The sequence below is a fragment of the Plantactinospora mayteni genome (assembly GCF_016862935.1).
Classification (GTDB): Bacteria; Actinomycetota; Actinomycetes; order Mycobacteriales; family Micromonosporaceae; genus Plantactinospora; species Plantactinospora mayteni.
On the sequence record NZ_BONX01000026.1, the window covers coordinates 136,425 to 153,727 of the forward strand.

Sequence of the window (17,303 nt, forward strand, 5' to 3'; positions counted from 1 at the left end):
TACCTCGCGGCACAGGGCCCCCGGCTCGCGCTTTTCAGGCGTGCCAGGAGCCCTGTGGTCGATCGACGGCCGCGACCGCGGCGGAGCGCTAGACCCTCAGGTAGAACCGGAGCGTCACCCAGGCGGTGACGGCGCTGACCAGACCACCGACCCCGGCCATGAACGGGAACATCAGCAGCACCGTGCTCCACTCGATCGGGGTGAGCAGGTCGGTCAGGTCCCGCAGCGAGCCGTCGAGCAGGAAGATCTTGCCCAGTACGAGCGCGCCGAACCCGATGATCGCGCCGAGCATGCCGGCAACCACGGCCTCCAGCACGAACGGTGCCTGGATGAACCAGTTGGACGCACCGACCAGCTTCATCACCGCGACCTCACGGCGCTTGCTGTACGCGGCCACCTGGATCGTGTTCGCGACCAGCAGCAGCGCGGCGATCGCCATGATCGAGGCCGAGACCAGCGCCATGTTCTGGATCGCACCGAGGATGCTGAAGATCTGTTCCAGCAGCCGGCGCTGGTCGATGATGTCGTCGATCCCCTCGCGGTCCTTGTAGTTGTTGAGGATCTGCTCGTACTGTTCCGGGTTGACCAGGTTGATCCGGAACGACTCCGGGAGCTTGTCCGCCTGTACCGCCTTGACGAGGTCGGGCGAGTCCGCGAAGAGCTTCTGGAAGCGCTCGTACGCCTCCTGCTTTGACTCGTACTTGACCTGCCGGACGAGCGGGTCGCCCTCCAGCGCGGTCTGTAGTTCGGTGCGCTGCTGTTCCGTCACCCCGGCGGTGAGGAAGATCGACACCTCGATGTCCTTGTAGTACGCGTCTTTCATGGCGTCGACCTGGAGGTACATCAGGCCGCTCGCGCCGAGCATGGTGAGTGAGACCGCCATCGTGATGATCATCGCGATGGTCATGGTCACGTTGCGCCACAGCCCGACCAACACCTCGGACAGGACGTATTTCAAGCGCATCGGGGGGTTCCTTCCGGATCTCCGCAGGGGTCGTTCGTCGTCGAATCAGGGCCGGTGCCGGGTCGGACCGAGGGCTGGTCCGCGCCGGTACGACGGGGCGCGGTCAGCCGTAGACGCCCCGGGCCTGGTCACGCACGATGCGACCACTCTCGATCTCGATGACGCGACGGCGCATCTGGTTGACGATGTTGGAGTCGTGGGTGACCATCACGACCGTGGTACCGGTGCGGTTGATCCGGTCCAGCAGGCGCATGATCTCGATCGAGGTGTCCGGGTCGAGGTTTCCGGTGGGCTCGTCGGCCAGCAGGATCAGTGGCCGGTTGACGAAGGCCCGCGCCACCGCGACGCGCTGCTGCTCACCGCCGGAGAGTTCGTGCGGGTAGCGGTGCTCCTTGCCGCCGAGCCCGACCAGTTCCAGCACCTCGGGGACGACCCGGCGGGCGACCGCCTTGGTCTTGCCGATGACCTCGAGGGCGAACGCGACGTTCTCGTACGCGGTGCGGTTGGGCAGCAGCCGGAAGTCCTGGAAGACACAGCCGATCGAGCGCCGAAAGTTCGGGATCTTCCAGGAGCGCATCGAGGTGACGTCCTTCTGGTTGACCATCACGCGCCCCTTGTTGGGGGTCACCTCGTGCAGCAGCAGCTTGATGATTGTCGACTTGCCGGAACCGGAGGGACCGATGAAGAAGACGAACTCACCCTTCTCGATCGAGACCGACACGCTGTCGAGCGATGGCCGGGACGCCTTCGGGTACGTCTTCGTCACTTGCTCAAGCTGAATCACGGGTGGTGAGTCTACGCGTCGTAACGAAAAGGCCAAGCCCGGAGCCCGGCCTGTCCGGGCGACATTTATCGTGAAACTGCAGTGCGTCCGGCCTTCCTCACGCCCCGCACACGGAAACGATCACCGATCTCGACGCACCGCAGCGACGCGGACGCGAGCCGTGTTCACGCGGCGTCACCGGCGAGCTGACGCTGCTTGCGCCACCGGATGCCGGCCTCGATAAACCCGTCCAAATCACCGTCGAACACCGAGGCCGGGTTGCCGGTCTCCTGCTCGGTACGCAGATCCTTCACCATCTGATACGGGTGCAGGACGTACGACCGCATCTGGTCGCCCCACGACCCGGCGGCGTCGGTCTTCAGGCCCTCGAGTTTCGCCTGCTCCTCCTGGCGCTTCCGCTCCAGCAGCCGGGCCTGGAGCACGCGCAGCGCGGACGCCTTGTTCTGGAGTTGGGACTTCTCGTTCTGGCAGGTGACCACGATCCCGGTCGGGATGTGGGTGATCCGTACCGCCGAGTCGGTGGTGTTCACGCTCTGCCCACCCGGACCTGACGAACGGTAGACGTCGACCCGCAGCTCGTTTTCCGGAATGTCGATATGGTCCGTCTGTTCGGTAACCGGCAGCACCTCGACCCCGGCAAAGCTGGTCTGCCGGCGCCCCTGGTTGTCGAACGGGCTGATCCGGACCAGCCGGTGCGTGCCGGACTCGACACTGAGCGTGCCGTACGCGTACGGGACCTTGACCGCGAAGGTGGCCGACTTCAGGCCCGCCTCCTCGGCGTACGACGTCTCGTAGACCTCGGTCGGGTAGCCGTGCCGCTCGGCCCAGCGCAGGTACATCCGGAGCAGCATCTCGGCGAAGTCCGCCGCGTCCACGCCACCGGCACCCGCCCGGATCGCGACCAGTGCCTCCCGGGAGTCGTACTCCCCGGACAGCAGGGTACGAACCTCCATCTCCTGGATGGCCTTGGTCAGCCCGCCGATCTCCGTCTCGACCTCGCGGAGCACGCCCGCATCAGCCTCCGCCTCGGCGAGTTCCAGCAGCACCCGGGCGTCGTCGAGCCGACCGCGCAGGCTCTCCAGCTTGCTGATCTCTCCGTTGACGTACGAAAGCTTGGAGGTCACCTCCTGCGCACGGGCCTGGTCGTCCCACAGGTCCGGCGCGGAGGCCGCCTCCTCCAGCTCCGCCTTGGCCTGACGCAGCCGATCAACATCGAGGACGGCCTCGATGTTGCGGAGCGTAGCGTCAAGATCCTTGAGTTGGTCGGCGTATTCGGCAGCGGTCACGACAGTCAAGAGTACTGGTCGTCCGCAGCACCGGGTCGGCGCCGGCGGCGAAGCGCTTCGGCGCGTCCACCGGGCGCCCGCCAGGCGTCGTCCGGACCGGTCGGCCGGGCCGGAGCCGGGTCAGACCGGCGCGCTCTTCAGCCAGGACAGGGCCGCCTTGTGGTACGCGACCGCGAACTCCAGGGCGGCGGCACCGTACGAGTCACCGGACTTCTTGGCGTCCCGGGCCTGCTCCCGGGCTGCCGCGAGCGCCTCGGTGTGGTAGTCGTTTGCGCTGCTCACCAGGGTGCGCAACTGGGTGGCCGAGTGCTGCGGGCCGAAGGCCACCCGCAGCGCGGTCGGGTTACGCACCGTGTCGCGCCCCGGCGTCTCGGTGAGCCAGCGGGAAAACGTCCGTTTCCCGGCCGCCGTGATCGCGTACGGCTGGCTGGACCGGGGGCCGGGCTTGCCGAGCCGGACCAGTCCCTGCTCGGCCAGGGCCGGCAACTCCCGGTAGACCTGGCTCCGGGTCATCGACCAGTACGGCGCCAGGCGCCGCTCGGCGGCGGCCATCAGCTGGCCGCCTGTCATCGGTCCTTCGTGGAGCAGCCCGAGTAGGGCTGCCGCGGTGGGATTGATTGCAACATCCGCCATGCCCTCCACGCTGCCACTTTGCCGGCGCCGCGTCCAGGATTTGGCACTATCCGCTGGTCGGCGTCTCCATTGTGCACTGTTCTTGGGCGACAGTCGGCTGAGGACGATCGATGAATCGGCGACTCCGGGGCATGGCGGAGCCGACCACCCGGCGGCCTGTCCGGCCCCGGTGGACCCCGTCCCCGCGCCCTCGACGGGCCGCACCGCGCGGATCCCGGCGCCCGCACCCGCGCGGTCCCGCCGGCTCCGGCGCACCTCTCCCGACCATCGTCGGCGATCCGGACCGGATACCTCCGGCGGTCCGGCGGGTCGGGTACGTACCCTGGGGTCCGCTCCCGTCCGGGCCACTACCCGCCCGCTACCGGTCGACAGTCGCGGCACCCCGGTCTGGCAAGTGCCAATTTGGGAGGTTAGTAAAGTTTCATCGCTTATGTGGGCTTTTGCCGGAAGGCTGTGGCGGGAGGCCGGCGGCGGTGGCCGAGCCGCGGCCCCCAGGTGACCTGGTCGGCGGCGGCCCCGGGCAGCGCGGTCAGCCCGTCCAGGGCCGGCTCGATGCCCCGCAGCCGTCGACGCAGGTCCTCCCCCTCGACCAACTCCAGCACCAGCGCCCGCTCCGGCCCCTGCCCGAGCACGTCGCGGCGGCGTACCAGGCAGGGTGGTCGAGACCGGCGACGATCTCCCTCTCGGCGACGAACGCGACCACCAGGTCCCGTGGCCGGGCTGGCACGAACCGGGGACGCCGGGCGGGACCGGGAGCGGGCGGTCAGCCCGTGTGCGGGTAGCGGTGGTCAGCCCATGTGCGGGTAGCGGTGGTCGGTCGGCGGGGCGAAGGTCTCCTTCAGGGTGCGCGGCGACATCCACCGGGCCAGGTTGTGCCAGGAGCCGGCCTTGTCGTTGGTACCGCTCGCCCGGGCACCGCCGAACGGCTGCTGCCCGACCACCGCACCGGTCGGCTTGTCGTTGATGTAGAAGTTGCCGGCCGCGTACCGCAGGGTCTCGGTGGCCCAGTCGACCACCCGGCGGTCGGTGGCGAAGATCGAGCCGGTCAGGGCGTACGGGGCGACCGACTCGGCCTGCCGCACCGTCTCGGAGAACCGCGCGTCCTCGTAGACGTGCACGCCGAGGATCGGCCCGAAGTACTCGGTGGTGAACGACTTGTGCCCGGGGTCGTCGCACTCGAAGAGGGTGGGCCGGACGAACCAGCCGACCGAGTCGTCGGCGGTGCCGCCCGCCACGATCCGGCAGGCCGGGTCACCGGAGATCATGTCGAGTGCGGCGGTGTGCCGGGCGAACGCCTTGGCGTCGATCACCGCACCGCCGAAGTTGGTGAAGTCGGCGACGTCCCCGTACGCCAGTCCGTCGGCGGTGGCGGCGAGCCGGTCCCGCAGCCCGCCCTCCCAGAGCGAGCGGGGCACGTACGCCCGGGACGCGGCCGAACACTTCTGCCCCTGGTACTCGTACGCCCCGCGGATCAGCGCGGTGTGCAGCGCGGCCACGTCGGCGCTCGGGTGCGCGACCACGAAGTCCTTGCCACCGGTCTCGCCGACCAGCCGGGGGTACCCCCGGTAGTTCGCGATGTTCTCGCCGACGCCCTGCCAGAGTTTCTGGAACACCCTGGTCGAGCCGGTGAAGTGGATGCCGGCCAGGTCGGGGTCGGCGAGGGTGACCTCGGAGACCGCGATGCCGTCCCCGGTGACCATGTTGATCACGCCGGGTGGCAGGCCGGCCGCCTCGAAGAGCCGCATGGTGTAGTGCGCCGCGAGCTGCTGGGTCGGTGCCGGCTTCCAGACCACCGTGTTGCCGACCAGCGCGGGCGCGGCCGGCAGGTTGCCGGCGATCGCGGTGAAGTTGAACGGCGTGACGGCGTAGACGAAGCCCTCCAGCGGCCGGTGGTCGAACCGGTTCCACACCCCGCTCGACGACAGCGGCTGCTCGGCGAGGAGCTTGCGGGCGAAGGCGACGTTGAAGCGCAGGAAGTCGATCAGCTCGCAGGCAGCGTCGATCTCGGCCTGGATCGCCGTCTTGGACTGGCCGAGCATCGTCGCCGCGTTCAGGGTGTCCCGCCAGGGTCCGGCGAGCAGGTCGGCGGCCCGGAGGAAAACGGCGGCCCGGTCGGCAAAGGACAAATCACGCCACATCGGGGCGGCTTGCTTCGCAGCCGTCACCGCCGCCTGCGCATCCGCGTTGGTTGCGTTGTGGGTGACCCCCAGCACATGCTGGTGCCGGTGCGGCGCTACGACGTCGATCGCGGCACCCGCCCCCATCCGTTGCGTACCGCCGATCGTCATCGGCAGTTCGAGCCGTTCGGCTGCCAGCTCGCCGAGCCGGCGTTGCAGGCTGGTCCGCTCGGCACTGCCGGGCGCGTAGTCGCGGACCGGCTCGTTGTGCGGCTCGGGTACGGAGAGAACGGCGTCCATGGGATTCTCCTGGGCGATCTCGACAGCGACGGCGAAACCGGTTCCGCTGGTACCGACCGGTCGGCCGGACACCTCGACCCCGTGCCCCGGGAGATGCCGGGCGTACGGGGGCGGGACCTGGGCCAATCCTTACATGGTTGCCGCCGCCGGCCCGCTCGCCGGTGCCCGAGCGCGACAGCGGCCGTACCGGATCATCACCCGTCGGTACTCCCCGGGCAGCGCCGCCCGGCACGGAGGTCCGTTCCGACCCGCCCGGACCGGCACCGAGGCACCGCCCCGACCGGCCCGCGTACGCTGAGGGACCGGCGGCCGGGGCACACCATCGCAGCCCCCGTCGCCGCCCCGCCGCCGCGGCCGGCCACCTACTAAGGGGAGATGATGACGAAAGAGTCCGGCACGACCGCGACCTCGGCTCCCGACCAACCGGTCGAGCCGGAGGCGCCGGTGACAGCCGCCCCGCCCCTGGTGCCGGCGCCCGGCGCGCTCGTCCTCGCGCTGCTCGCCCTGGGCTGGCTGGCCGCGATGCTCTGGTCGGCCAAGGCCGAGATCTCCTCCTCCGGCATCACCTCGATGGCGATCACCTCCGCCGCGTACGCCCTGCCCGGGGTCATCTCGGCGAGCCTGGTCTGCGGTGCTGCCGTCAGCCTCGTCCTGGGCAACCTGATGACCCGGCTCGGGATCTGGCGCAGTACTCCCCGGTTCCTCGTGTCACTGGTCGCCGGCCTTGCCACCGGGTTCCTCTCCGCGCTGGTGGTGACACTCAGCTACGGCGAGGGTTCGGCGATCATGGTCCTCGCCGGCACCACCGCGGCAGCCGCCACGGTGGGTGGGATCGCCGGAGGGCTGCGCAACACGCTGGTGGTGGCCGCCGTCGTCGCCGCCGGGCTGGCCGTCTTCGCGGTCGGCTTCGCGCTGAGCTACTTCCAGGATCCGGTGCTCAACCTCTACGGCTCCGGCGACACCCAGGCGTCGCAGCTCACCGCCTTCCGCTGGTTCTCCCGGACCTCCTCGCTGGCCAGTGGGCTCGCCGCCGGGCTGCTGGCGTTCGGCTACCTGCGGGTCGCCGGGCGGCGGGCCGTCGAGCGGGCCACCGACACGGTGCCGTCGCTGCGCTGGCCGGCGTACCTGATCGCGGGTGCCGGGCCGGGCCTGCTGCTGCTCGCCGCCGAGGTACTCACCCGGACGGCCGGGGCCGAGGTGCTCCGGCTGGCCGGGGCGCTCAGCGAGGCCGACCGGGCGGCGCAGAGCCTGCTCGGCGGTTCCCGGATCAACCACGCGCTGCTGGTGCTCTTCCTCGGCTCGCTCACCGCGATCATCGCCTTCGGCCGTACGCTCCGGCCGGCCGAGGAGTCGACCGGGACGCCGCCCGGCCCCCGGGACGCCGACCGGGACGGTAGCGAGGGCGCCGATCCGGCGGACGGGATCGACGACGCGGCCAAGGACCCGACGGACAAGGCCGCCGAGCCGACCGACGAGCCCACCGCCACCACCGACGAGGCCACCGCCCCTGGCGACGACCGCACCGGGGACGACCACCAGCCGGCGGACCGGCCCGAGCCGGTCGGCAAAGCCGGCCGCTGAACACTCCCCGACGCCGCATCCGCCCGGCCGGTACGGGGCGCGGGACCTGAGCCGTCTGGTTGGTACGGGGCGCGGGACCTGAGCCGCCCGGCCGGTACGGGGCGCGGGACCTGAGCCGTCTGGTTGGTACGGGGCGCGGGACCTGATCGGACCGACCGGTACGGAAGCGCGGATCTGATCAGCCGGTGGCGCCGGAGAGCGCGTCGAGTTCCGAGGGGTCGTACCACTCCAGTTCGTGGTCCTCGGCGCTGTCCACGGTGAACTGGGCGTCCGCGTCGCCGGCCAGCGCCTGCTCGACCACCTCGACCGCGGCCTCGACGTCGTCCGTCGCGCCGACACCGTCCACGTGGATCGCGGCGACCGCGCCGATCCCGACCCGCCCGGCCAGCCGTACGGTGCTGGAGCCGAGTTCGGGGTCGCCCCGGCGGACCGCCCCGGACGGCAGGTCCACGGCGACGACGACCCGGCGCCGGGGTGCCCCGGGATCGGCCCGGAGCAGCCGCAGCGCCTCCTGGGCGGCCCGGGTGAAGGCGACGTACTCCAACTCCTCCTCGTCGCCCTCGGCATACCACTCGCGCAGTTCGGGGGTGACCGCGTGCCCCTGGGCCGTCAGGATCCAGCCCTCCTGACGCAACTCGGCGAGCATCGGCAGGGTGGCCGGGACGTACACCCGGAGGAGCTGCTCTGTCACCGTAGGTCTCCCCCGCTCGACGCCGGCCCGCGACGGCGCCCGGGCCGGGTCGCGGCGTCGCTCTACTCACCCGCGACGGTAGTACACCGACGGCGTGCCGAGCGGCAGCGCACCCCGGATCCGGGGGTCGGGCCGCACGGCTCAGCGGCGCACCGGGGCGCGGTCAGCGGGTCGACCGCCCCGGTCAGCAGGCCGGTCTCGGCGCCCTGGACCGGAAAACCCTCCCGGATCCAGTACTCGATGCCACCGATCATCTCCTTGACCTGGTAGCCCCGGCTGCTCAGCGCGTATGCCGCCCTGGTCGCGCCGTCGCAGCCGGGACCCCAGCAGTAGGTCACCACCGGGACGCCCGGGTCGAGCAGCCGGGCGGCGCGCACCGGGATCATCCCGGTGGGCAGGTGGATCGCGCCGGGGATGTGCCCCTGCCGCCAAGCGGCCAACTCCCGGGTGTCCAGCAGGACGAAGCCGGGGTCGCCGGTGTCGAGCGCGGCGTGCACGTCGGAGACGTCCGTCTGCGCCGCGAGCTTGGCGGCGAACCAGGCGGCGGCCTGGTCAGGCGCGGCCGGCGGCACCGCCAGCACCGGGTTCGAGGTGGTCGTGGTCATGCCAGAGACGGTACGGCCACAGCCTCGGCGCCGGAAGGAACGTTCCCCGCCAGCAGCCGGGGATGGCAAGGGAATCAACGGTATTGTGCGACCATGACCGGCGATCCCCCGAGCCTCGACGCGACCGACTGGCGAATCCTCGCGGAACTCCAGCGGCACGGGCGGGCCAGCTTCGCCGAGCTAGCCCGGCTGGTGGCGATGTCGCCGAGCGCCGTCACCGACCGGGTACGACGGCTGGAGGAGACCGGGGTGGTCACCGGCTACCGGGCGGTGGTGGTACCGGAGCGGATCGGGCTGGACATCCTCGCCTTTGTCCGGCTCCGCTACCCGAGCGGCAACTACCGGCCGTTCCACGCGCTGCTGGAGAGCACCCCGGAGATCGTGGAGGCGCACCACGTGACCGGCGAGGACTGCTTCGTGCTCAAGGTCGTCGCCCGGTCGATGCGCCACCTGGAGCAGGTGGCGGGCCGGATCGCCGGGCTCGGCGCGGTCACCACCAGCGTGGTCTACTCCAGTCCGCTGCCGGGGCGGGACCTGACGGCGGAGGCGTCGACGCCGCAGTCGATGGCAAACTAAGGCAGCCACCGACTACCGGGAGTTCTCCGTGGAACCGAGGTTCCTGCTCTTGTCCGACGTCGCCGCCGAGCTGAACGTCTCGGACTCGCAGGTCTACCACATGGTGCGCAGCGGCGAACTGCCGGCGATCAAGATCGGTGGCCGGGGCCAGTGGCGGGTGGAGCGCGCCCGCCTGGAGGAGTACATCCAGCACAAGTACGCCGAGACCGCCGAGTGGGTGGCCGGCAATCCGCTGGTGGAGCGACTTCCCGAGTAACCGCCGGGATCAGGCCGGGGACCGGTGTCGGACCGGTCGGCTAGCGTCCGCCCCAGAGCGGTCGCCGTTTCCTCAGTAACCGCCCGATCAGGCCGGACCCGATGTCGGACCGGGCGGCTAACGTCCGCCCCAGAGCGGTCGCTTGTTACTCCTGAGCAGCCGCCACGACCTGGCGGAGACCTCGTCGCTGCTGATGGGGCTCGCGGTCGGGGTGGGCTCGCCCGCGACCCGGGTGACCGTCGCCGCGCCTCCGCCGTCCGACGTCCGAGCGTGCCCCCGCCCGGGCCGACCGTCCCGGGCGGGGGCACGGCTCCACGACCGACCCGCCGAACGGCGTGGAGTCATTGACGGCGGGCAGTGAATCGGCTAGAAAATAGCCCATCGGAGGCAAACGAAGGCAAACGCAAGATCAAGAAGGGAACGAGGATGACCCTCGCCCGCACCCGGCCGCCCGTTCGGCCCACCGTGCGCCTGCGCCCCGTGCCGCCACTCGATCCGCCTTTCGACGACGAACACGTCCCGGAGACCTGGGTTGGCCCGGCAACCCCGCACCGCGCCGCCCCGCCCGCCGTCGAGCGGTTCCGGTCGGCCGCCGCCGAGAGCCGCCACCCCGGCCAGATCGCCCGCCCGGTCGCCGTGCCGACAGCCTCGCCCCGACCAGCCGAACGCCCGGCCGCGCCGGGTCTCCGCCGCGATCCGGGCACCTCCCGGGCAGCCGCCCTCCCGCCGGTCGCGGATGCGGTGGCCGGCGCGACCCCCGAGGCGAAGCGGGCGGCGAAGCGGTTTCTGGACACCTGCCTGGAGATCGTCAACGGCTACCGACCGGCCGGGCACGTACGGGCACTGGCGAGTCCACTCGACGCCGCCGGCATGGTCGCGCAGCTCACCTCCGCCACCAGCCGGGTCTCCGGCCGACGCCGGCCCGGCCAGCCGGTCCGCACCGTACGGCTGCGTCAGCTGAGGGTGTGTGAACCTCGGCCCGGGGTGGTCGAGGCGGCTGCCGCGGTCGGCGTCGCCGGGCGTACCTGGGCGATGGCGTTCCGGATCGAGCGGCGCCGGGGAAGCTGGGTCGGTACCTCGGTTGCCCTGCTCTGACCAGGCCAGGCTTCACCGCGGCGAGTCGTCGACGGGCGGTGCCGCCGCCCGTCGGGTCGGACACCGGTGCCGAAGACAGCGGCGCCGGAACAGCGGCGCGAAGACGGTAGGGCCGAAGAGAGCGGCGCCGGAACAGCGGTGTCGAAGACCGGTGCCGGAGGCAGCGGTGCCGGAGGCCGGTGTCGGAGACAGCGGTGCCCCCGATCACCGAACGGCGGTCGGGGGCACCGGACGGAACGATCAGGCGCCGCCGGGCGCCCCGTGGCAACGCTTGTACTTCCGGCCCGAGCCGCACGGGCAGGGTGCGTTCCGGGACGGGGCGTTGGCACCGGCCGCCTGGCCCTGCTGGGCGGGCCGCCGGGACGTCGAGGGCGGCGGCGGGCCGCCCACGCCGAGCGCCGGTGCCTGGGGCTGCGGGCGCTCGACCGCCACCCCGCCGGTCGCCGGAGCCTCGCCGTCGATGGTCGGCGCCGAGTACTGGAGACCCTGGGTCCGGGGCGCCCGGCCCAGGCCCTTGGCCCGGATCTCGACGGGCGAGTCCGTCGGCATCGGCATCGGTGCCGGACCGGAGTCGACCTCGGCCGGAGCCGGCTTCGCCTCCTCGACCTGGACCTCCAGGTTGTAGAGGAAGCCGACCGTCTCCTCCTTGATCCCGTCCATCATGGTGGCGAACATGTCGAAGCCCTCGCGCTGGTATTCCACCACCGGGTCGCGCTGGGCGTAGGCGCGGAGGCTGATGCCCTCCTGGAGGTAGTCCATCTCGTAGAGGTGCTCACGCCACTTGCGGTCGATGACCTGGAGCAGCACCATCCGCTCCAACTGCCGCATCGCCTCGCTGCCGAGCTCCTCCTCACGCCGCTGGTACGCCGCGACGGCGTCCTGCTTGAGCTGCTCCAGCAGGAAGTCGGCGTCCAGGGTGCTCCGCTCGCCGCCGGACTCCTCGACGATGTCGTCGATGGTGACGCCGACCGGGTAGAGCTGCTTGAGGCTGGACCAGAGCTGGTCGAGATCCCAGTCCTCGGCGTAGCCGTCCGAGGTCGCACCGGTGACGTACGCCGTCACCACGTCGTCGATCATGTGCTGGACCTGGTCGTTCAGGTCCTCCCCGTCGAGTACCCGCTTGCGCTCGGCGTAGACCACCTGGCGCTGCTTGTTCATCACCTCGTCGTACTTGAGGACGTTCTTGCGGATCTCGGCGTTCTGGCCCTCGATCTGGGCCTGGGCGCTCTTGATCTGCCGGGTCACCATCTTGGACTCGATGGGGACGTCCTCCGGGATGTTGAACCGCTCCATCACGGCCTCGACGGCACCGGCCCGGAACCGCTTCATCAGCTCGTCCTGGAGCGAGAGGTAGAACCGGGACTCGCCCGGGTCACCCTGCCGGCCGGACCGACCGCGGAGCTGGTTGTCGATCCGCCGGGACTCGTGCCGCTCGGTGCCGAGCACGTAGAGGCCGCCGACCGAGGAGACCTCCTCGGCCTCGGCGTCGCACGCCTCCTTCCAGCGCGGAAGGATCTCCTCAAGCGCCTTGGCGTAGTCGTCGGCGTGCTCTACCGGGTCGAGCCCGCGCTGCCGCAGCTCGGTGTCGGCCAGGTATTCCGGGTTGCCACCGAGCAGGATGTCGGTGCCCCGGCCGGCCATGTTGGTGGCCACCGTGACCCCGCCCTTGCGCCCGGCCTGGGCGATGATCTCCGCCTCCTTGGCGTGGAACTTCGCGTTGAGGACGGCGTGCGGGATGCCCCGGCGGCGCAGCAGTTGGGACAGCACCTCGGAGTTCTCCACCGAGACCGTGCCGACCAGCACCGGCTGGCCGAGGGCGTGCCGCTCGGCGATGTCCTCGACGACCGCGTTGAACTTGGCCCGCTCGGTCTTGTAGATCACGTCCGGCTTGTCGAGCCGGACCATCGGGCGGTGCGTGGGGATGGTCACCACGCCGACCTTGTAGACCTTGTTGAACTCGCCGGCCTCGGTCTGGGCCGTACCGGTCATGCCGGAGAGCTTGCCGTAGAGCCGGAAGTAGTTTTGCAGGGTGATCGTGGCAAGAGTCTGGTTCTCCTGCTTGATCTCCACGCCTTCCTTGGCCTCGATCGCCTGGTGCATGCCCTCGTTGTAGCGGCGGCCGTGCAGGATGCGACCGGTGAACTCGTCGACGATCAGGACCTCGCCCTCGTTGACGATGTAGTCCTTGTCGCGCTTGTAGAGCTCCTTGGCCTTGATCGCGTTGTTCAGGTAGCCGACCAGCGGGGTGTTCACCGACTCGTAGAGGTTGTCGATGCCGAGCCGGTCCTCCACCTTGGCGACGCCGCGCTCGGTCACCGCGATGGTCCGCTTGGCGTAGTCGACCTCGTAGTCGCCCTCGCCGTCCTTGCCGGACTGGAGCCGGGCCACCACCCCGGCGAACTCCGAGTACCACCGGGCGGAGTGCTCGGCCGGGCCGGAGATGATCAGCGGGGTCCGGGCCTCGTCGATCAGGATCGAGTCGACCTCGTCGACGATCGCGAAGTTGTGCCCGCGCTGGACCAGGTCCTCCTTGCTCCAGGCCATGTTGTCCCGGAGGTAGTCGAACCCGAACTCGTTGTTGGTGCCGTACGTGATGTCGGCCTCGTAGGCGGCCCGGTGCTCGGCGGACGGCCGGTTCGGCAGGATCACCCCGACGGTCAGGCCGAGGAACTCGTGCACCCGCCCCATCCAGGCGGCGTCCCGCTCGGCGAGGTAGTCGTTCACGGTGACGATGTGCACGCCCTTGCCGGAGAGCGCGTTGAGGTAGGCCGGCAGTACCGAGGTCAGGGTCTTGCCCTCACCGGTCTTCATCTCGGCGATGTTGCCGAAGTGCAGCGCCGCGCCACCCATCACCTGCACGTCGTAGTGCCGCTGACCGAGCACCCGCGAGGCCGCCTCGCGTACCGTGGCGAACGCCTCGGGCAGCAGGTCGTCGAGGGTTTCGCCGTCGGCCAGCCGCTCCCGGAACTGGTCGGTGAGCGCCCGCAGCTCCTCGTCGCTGAGGTTGACGTAGTCGTCCTCGATCGAGTTGACGGCAGCGGCGATCGCCTTGAGCCGGCGCACCATGCGCCCCTCGCCCGCGCGGAGGACCTTTTCCAGAATCGACACGGATCAACGCTCCCCTAGACAGTCTGCCGAACCATCGTAGGCGCATCACCGGCCCGATCGTCAGTCGCGCTGCCCCTCCCGTTCAACGAACCGGACATTCTGTCCGATAGTAGCCGTGAGGGTCGGTAAATCCGGTTACGCGCTGCGCGAACCCTCCGGCACGATGACCCGATGAACCAGAACAGCCGGACCCGATGAACCAGAACAGCCGGCCGGACGGGGCCGAGATCGTCGAGGCGGGGCTGCTGCTCCGGCCGTGGCGGGCCGAGGACGCCGAGGACGTACGCCGGGCGTGCCAGGATCCGGGCATCCAGCGCTGGACCAGGGTGCCCAGCCCGTACCGGCTCGAGGACGCGATCGACTTCGTGACCACGCGGGCTCCGCGGGCCTGGTCGACCGGGTCCGGGACGCCGTTCGCGGTCTGCGACGCGGCCACCGGCGAACTGCTCGGCTCCTGCGGGCTGATCACCATCGACCCGGTGCTCCGGTCCGGGGAGGTCGGCTACTGGACCGCCCCCTGGGCCCGGGGCCGGGGAGTGGCCGTCCGGGCCACCCGGGCGGTGAGCCGGTGGGCCTTCGAGGAGTTGGGGCTGCGCCGGATCACCTGGCAGGCCGAGGTCGGCAACCACGCGTCCCGGCTGATCGCGCTGCGGGCCGGCTTCCAGGTGGACGGACGGCTCCGGCTCGCCGACCCGCGCCCGGGTGGCAGCCAGGACGGCTGGGTCGGCTCGCTGTTGCCGGACGACCTGGCCGGCACCGACCCGGACCAGGCGGACGGCGGGCGACCTGCGGACGGCCCGGCCGGCAGCGGCTCACTCCCGGCACGCCGGGCCGTCGTCTTCGCCGCACCCCAACCGATGCTCTTCGCCCGGGCCGCCGACGGTACGGAACTGCGGCTCCGCCCGCTGCACGAGGCCGACCTGGATGCGATCGTGGCGACCTGCCGCGACCCCGAGAGCATCCGCTGGACCACCGTGCCGGACCCGTACCAGCGGTCGGACGCGGAGTTCTTCGTGCACGAGCACGGCCCGACGGTGTGGCGTCGGGGTACCGGCGCGGTCTTCGCGATCGCCGACGCGTCCGACGGGTACGCCGGGGTGATGGAACTCCGGATCTCCCCGAGCGATCCGCTCGTCGGCGATCTGGGTTTCGTCGTCGCACCGCAGGCGCGCGGCCGTGGCTACTGCCCGGCGGCGGCCGCGGCCGTCTCCGCCTGGGGTTTCACCGCCCTGAACCTGGCTCGGATCGAGTGGCGGGCCAACGCGGGCAACACCGCGTCGCGCCGGGCTGTGGAGAAGGCCGGCTTCACCATCGAGGGCACCGCGCGGCACGCGCTCCACCATCGGGGCACCCGGGTCGACGCCTGGGTCGGCGCCCTGCTCCCCGGCGACCTCGGGCTGTCCGCGGACCCCGGTCGGCCGGGCCACCATCGCCCGGATCGGGTCGGTGGTCGGCCCGGAGCCGACGGCTGAAGCACCGGACCGGCGCGCTCGTGCCCGGGGGGCGGGTCGCACCCGTCCGTTGCCGACGTCGCGCACCGACGGCTCGCCGCTGCGCTGGTGTGGCGGGTGGATCAAGCGGGAACGGTCGTACCCACCGGTCCCGGGGGCGGGGCCCCGGGCCGGTGGGAGACCGCAGGGGATCAGTCGACCAGCGCGATGATGCCGTAGTCGTAGCCCTTGCGCCGGTAGACGACGCTGGCGCGGCCGGACTCCTTGTCCAGGAACAGATAGAAGTCGTGGCCGACGAGTTCCATCTGGAACAGCGCGTCGTCGACCGTCATCGGCTCGGCCGGGTGCAGCTTCTCCCGGGCGATGTGCCAGGGCTGCGCGTCGTCGTACTCGTCGAACTCGGGTTCGGAGTCCGCGCGGCCGTTGCCGTCCGACCTCGCGGGCGCGGGGGCGGTCAGAGTGGCCAGCGCCGAGTCGCCGGCGTCGACGACCGGCAGCCGGGCGGTGGCGGCGGCGACGGAGACCGGGGCGTGCCGGCCACGGTGTACGCGACGCCGGTCGGCGGCCCGGCGCAGTCTCGTGTCGAGCTTCGAGATCGCCGCGTCGAGGGCACTGTAGAAGTCCTTCGCGCACGCCTCCGCACGGACCACGGGTCCCCGGGAGATGCAGGTAATCTCTATTCGCTGGCAGTGATCGGACTGTCGCGGATTGCGTTCGTGAAAGAGTTCCACATCGATCCGAATAAGCTTGTGATCGTAGCGCTCGATCTTGGCGAGCTTCTCGGCTACGTGCACTCGGTAATGATCCGGCACCTCGACGTTTCGACCCTTGACCACGAGATCCATGCGTGACCTCCCTGCGCCATCGGAGAGTCTGCGGAAACAACAAATCCCGGTCAGCCCGCCCCTGGAGTGTCCATTCGGCTTGACCGGGTCGAGAACAACGGCGATGCCTCCCTCCAGGTGCGTCCGCGGGGCGGTGGAACGTCCGTCATACCCCCGGTAAACAAGACGCTAACCCCAATCGACCCGCCAGTCACCCCGGTCACCAAGACCAATTCGAGAAGATTTGCAGGACGTGCACGACAGGGTGAATCCGGTGGCACGGAGAGTGAGCTTGCCGACCTGAACAACGTGCTATGTCAGGCACGCCCTCGGCGGACGGTGGCGGCCAGCACCGCCGCCGCGTACACCGGAATGCCGGCGCTCTCCAGCCGTCGGGTGACCGCGGCCAGCGTGACCCCGGTGGTCACGATGTCGTCCAGCAGCACCACCAGCCGGCCGGCGGCGATCCGGCGGACCGCACCCACCCGCCCGGCCCGGAGCCGGAACGCGTCCCTGGCCGCCGCGGCCCGGCCGACACTGTCCAGCGTCGCGGAGTCGGGACGGGGCACCGCACGAAGCGGGTGGGTCACCGCGACCGGCCAGCCGGCGGCCCGCAGCCGCGCGGCGGAGTGCCGGGCCAGCCGGCGCAGATGGTCGCCGTGCCGGGCCCGCACCGCCCGGGCGGTCGCCGGTACCGGCACCAGCAGCACCGGCCGGCGCTCGCCGACAGCCTCCGCCACCACCTCCGCGAGCAACCTGCCCAGCGGCCGGGCCAGGCCGTGCCGACCCCGTTCCTTGTACGACAGCAGCGAATCCCGCAACACGCCCTGGTAGCTGCCGAGCGCCACGCAGCCCGGCAGGCCCTGCGGTGCCGGGGTGGGGCGTACCGGGGCCGGACGCAGGGCGCGCAGGGCGTCGGCGCAGGCCGGGCAGACGCCCTGGCGCAGCGGCAGCCGCTCGGCACGACAGCCCGCGCACTCGGCCGGCAGCACCAGATCGGTCAGCTCGGTCCAGACCCCCGCCAGCACCACG

General features: G+C 71.1%; 16 protein-coding genes. 5 read left to right on the forward strand and 11 right to left on the reverse strand.

The features are described 5' to 3' along the window. Window positions 1-88: 88 nt before the first annotated feature. The 6 genes from ftsX to pruA form a co-directional block, all read right to left on the reverse strand. Window positions 89-964 carry a permease-like cell division protein FtsX gene (ftsX, locus tag Pma05_RS19795; RefSeq protein WP_203858917.1) on the reverse strand — a complete coding sequence of 292 codons (876 nt, stop codon included), beginning with the start codon at window positions 962-964 and terminating at the stop codon, window positions 89-91. Between the two features lie 103 nt (window positions 965-1,067). Beyond that, entirely contained in the window at window positions 1,068-1,748 is a 681-nt protein-coding gene (gene ftsE / locus Pma05_RS19800; protein WP_203858918.1) for a cell division ATP-binding protein FtsE, read from the reverse strand. 164 nt (window positions 1,749-1,912) lie between these two features. Next, a complete protein-coding gene (gene prfB / locus Pma05_RS19805; RefSeq protein WP_203858919.1) occupies window positions 1,913-3,034 on the reverse strand; it encodes a peptide chain release factor 2 in 1,122 nt (373 codons plus the stop codon). 120 nt (window positions 3,035-3,154) lie between these two features. Next, window positions 3,155-3,667, reverse strand: coding sequence for a PadR family transcriptional regulator (locus tag Pma05_RS19810; protein WP_203858920.1), 513 nt, complete (start codon window positions 3,665-3,667; stop codon window positions 3,155-3,157). A 428-nt stretch (window positions 3,668-4,095) separates the two neighbouring features. Then, entirely contained in the window at window positions 4,096-4,299 is a 204-nt protein-coding gene (locus Pma05_RS19815) for a hypothetical protein (protein ID WP_203858921.1), read from the reverse strand. A 156-nt stretch (window positions 4,300-4,455) separates the two neighbouring features. Then, window positions 4,456-6,084 carry an L-glutamate gamma-semialdehyde dehydrogenase gene (pruA, locus tag Pma05_RS19820; RefSeq protein ID WP_203858922.1) on the reverse strand — a complete coding sequence of 543 codons (1,629 nt, stop codon included), beginning with the start codon at window positions 6,082-6,084 and terminating at the stop codon, window positions 4,456-4,458. Window positions 6,085-6,459: 375 nt separating this feature from the next. On the opposite strand from pruA, the gene Pma05_RS19825 reads away from it, so the two are divergent. Next, window positions 6,460-7,665, forward strand: coding sequence for a hypothetical protein (locus Pma05_RS19825; RefSeq protein WP_307836866.1), 1,206 nt, complete (start codon window positions 6,460-6,462; stop codon window positions 7,663-7,665). Between the two features lie 178 nt (window positions 7,666-7,843). Here the strand turns inward: Pma05_RS19825 and Pma05_RS19830 are convergent, their stop codons facing one another. Together Pma05_RS19830 and Pma05_RS19835 are read right to left on the reverse strand one after the other, a co-directional pair. Further along, complete coding sequence (locus Pma05_RS19830) at window positions 7,844-8,356, reverse strand: DUF6912 family protein (protein WP_203858923.1); 513 nt, start codon at window positions 8,354-8,356, stop codon at window positions 7,844-7,846. Between the two features lie 62 nt (window positions 8,357-8,418). Further along, entirely contained in the window at window positions 8,419-8,961 is a 543-nt protein-coding gene (locus Pma05_RS19835) for a rhodanese-like domain-containing protein (RefSeq protein ID WP_203858924.1), read from the reverse strand. 93 nt (window positions 8,962-9,054) lie between these two features. On the opposite strand from Pma05_RS19835, the gene Pma05_RS19840 reads away from it, so the two are divergent. The 3 genes from Pma05_RS19840 to Pma05_RS19850 all read left to right on the forward strand — a co-directional run bounded on the left by Pma05_RS19840 (window position 9,055) and on the right by Pma05_RS19850 (window position 10,888). Next, window positions 9,055-9,537 (forward strand): Lrp/AsnC family transcriptional regulator, encoded by a 483-nt coding sequence (locus tag Pma05_RS19840; RefSeq protein ID WP_203858925.1) that lies wholly within the window; start codon window positions 9,055-9,057, stop codon window positions 9,535-9,537. Between the two features lie 28 nt (window positions 9,538-9,565). Then, complete coding sequence (locus Pma05_RS19845; RefSeq protein ID WP_203858926.1) at window positions 9,566-9,793, forward strand: helix-turn-helix transcriptional regulator; 228 nt, start codon at window positions 9,566-9,568, stop codon at window positions 9,791-9,793. Window positions 9,794-10,219: 426 nt separating this feature from the next. Continuing rightward, window positions 10,220-10,888: an Rv3235 family protein gene (locus Pma05_RS19850; protein ID WP_203858927.1), complete on the forward strand. Its 669-nt coding sequence runs from the start codon at window positions 10,220-10,222 to the stop codon at window positions 10,886-10,888. Between the two features lie 240 nt (window positions 10,889-11,128). Here Pma05_RS19850 and secA read toward each other — a convergent pair whose 3' ends face one another. Then, window positions 11,129-13,996, reverse strand: a complete 2,868-nt coding sequence (gene secA / locus Pma05_RS19855; RefSeq protein ID WP_203858928.1) for a preprotein translocase subunit SecA — start codon at window positions 13,994-13,996, stop codon at window positions 11,129-11,131. Between the two features lie 194 nt (window positions 13,997-14,190). Here secA and Pma05_RS19860 point away from each other — a divergent pair, with 194 nt between their 5' ends. Beyond that, complete coding sequence (locus tag Pma05_RS19860) at window positions 14,191-15,468, forward strand: GNAT family N-acetyltransferase (RefSeq protein ID WP_203858929.1); 1,278 nt, start codon at window positions 14,191-14,193, stop codon at window positions 15,466-15,468. 170 nt (window positions 15,469-15,638) lie between these two features. On the opposite strand, the gene hpf is transcribed toward Pma05_RS19860, so the two are convergent. Together hpf and Pma05_RS19870 are read right to left on the reverse strand one after the other, a co-directional pair. Next, on the reverse strand, window positions 15,639-16,292 hold the full coding sequence (hpf, locus tag Pma05_RS19865; RefSeq protein WP_203858930.1) for a ribosome hibernation-promoting factor, HPF/YfiA family: 654 nt from the start codon (window positions 16,290-16,292) through the stop codon (window positions 15,639-15,641). Window positions 16,293-16,588: 296 nt separating this feature from the next. Continuing rightward, entirely contained in the window at window positions 16,589-17,299 is a 711-nt protein-coding gene (locus Pma05_RS19870; protein ID WP_239312685.1) for a ComF family protein, read from the reverse strand. Window positions 17,300-17,303: the final 4 nt, after the last annotated feature.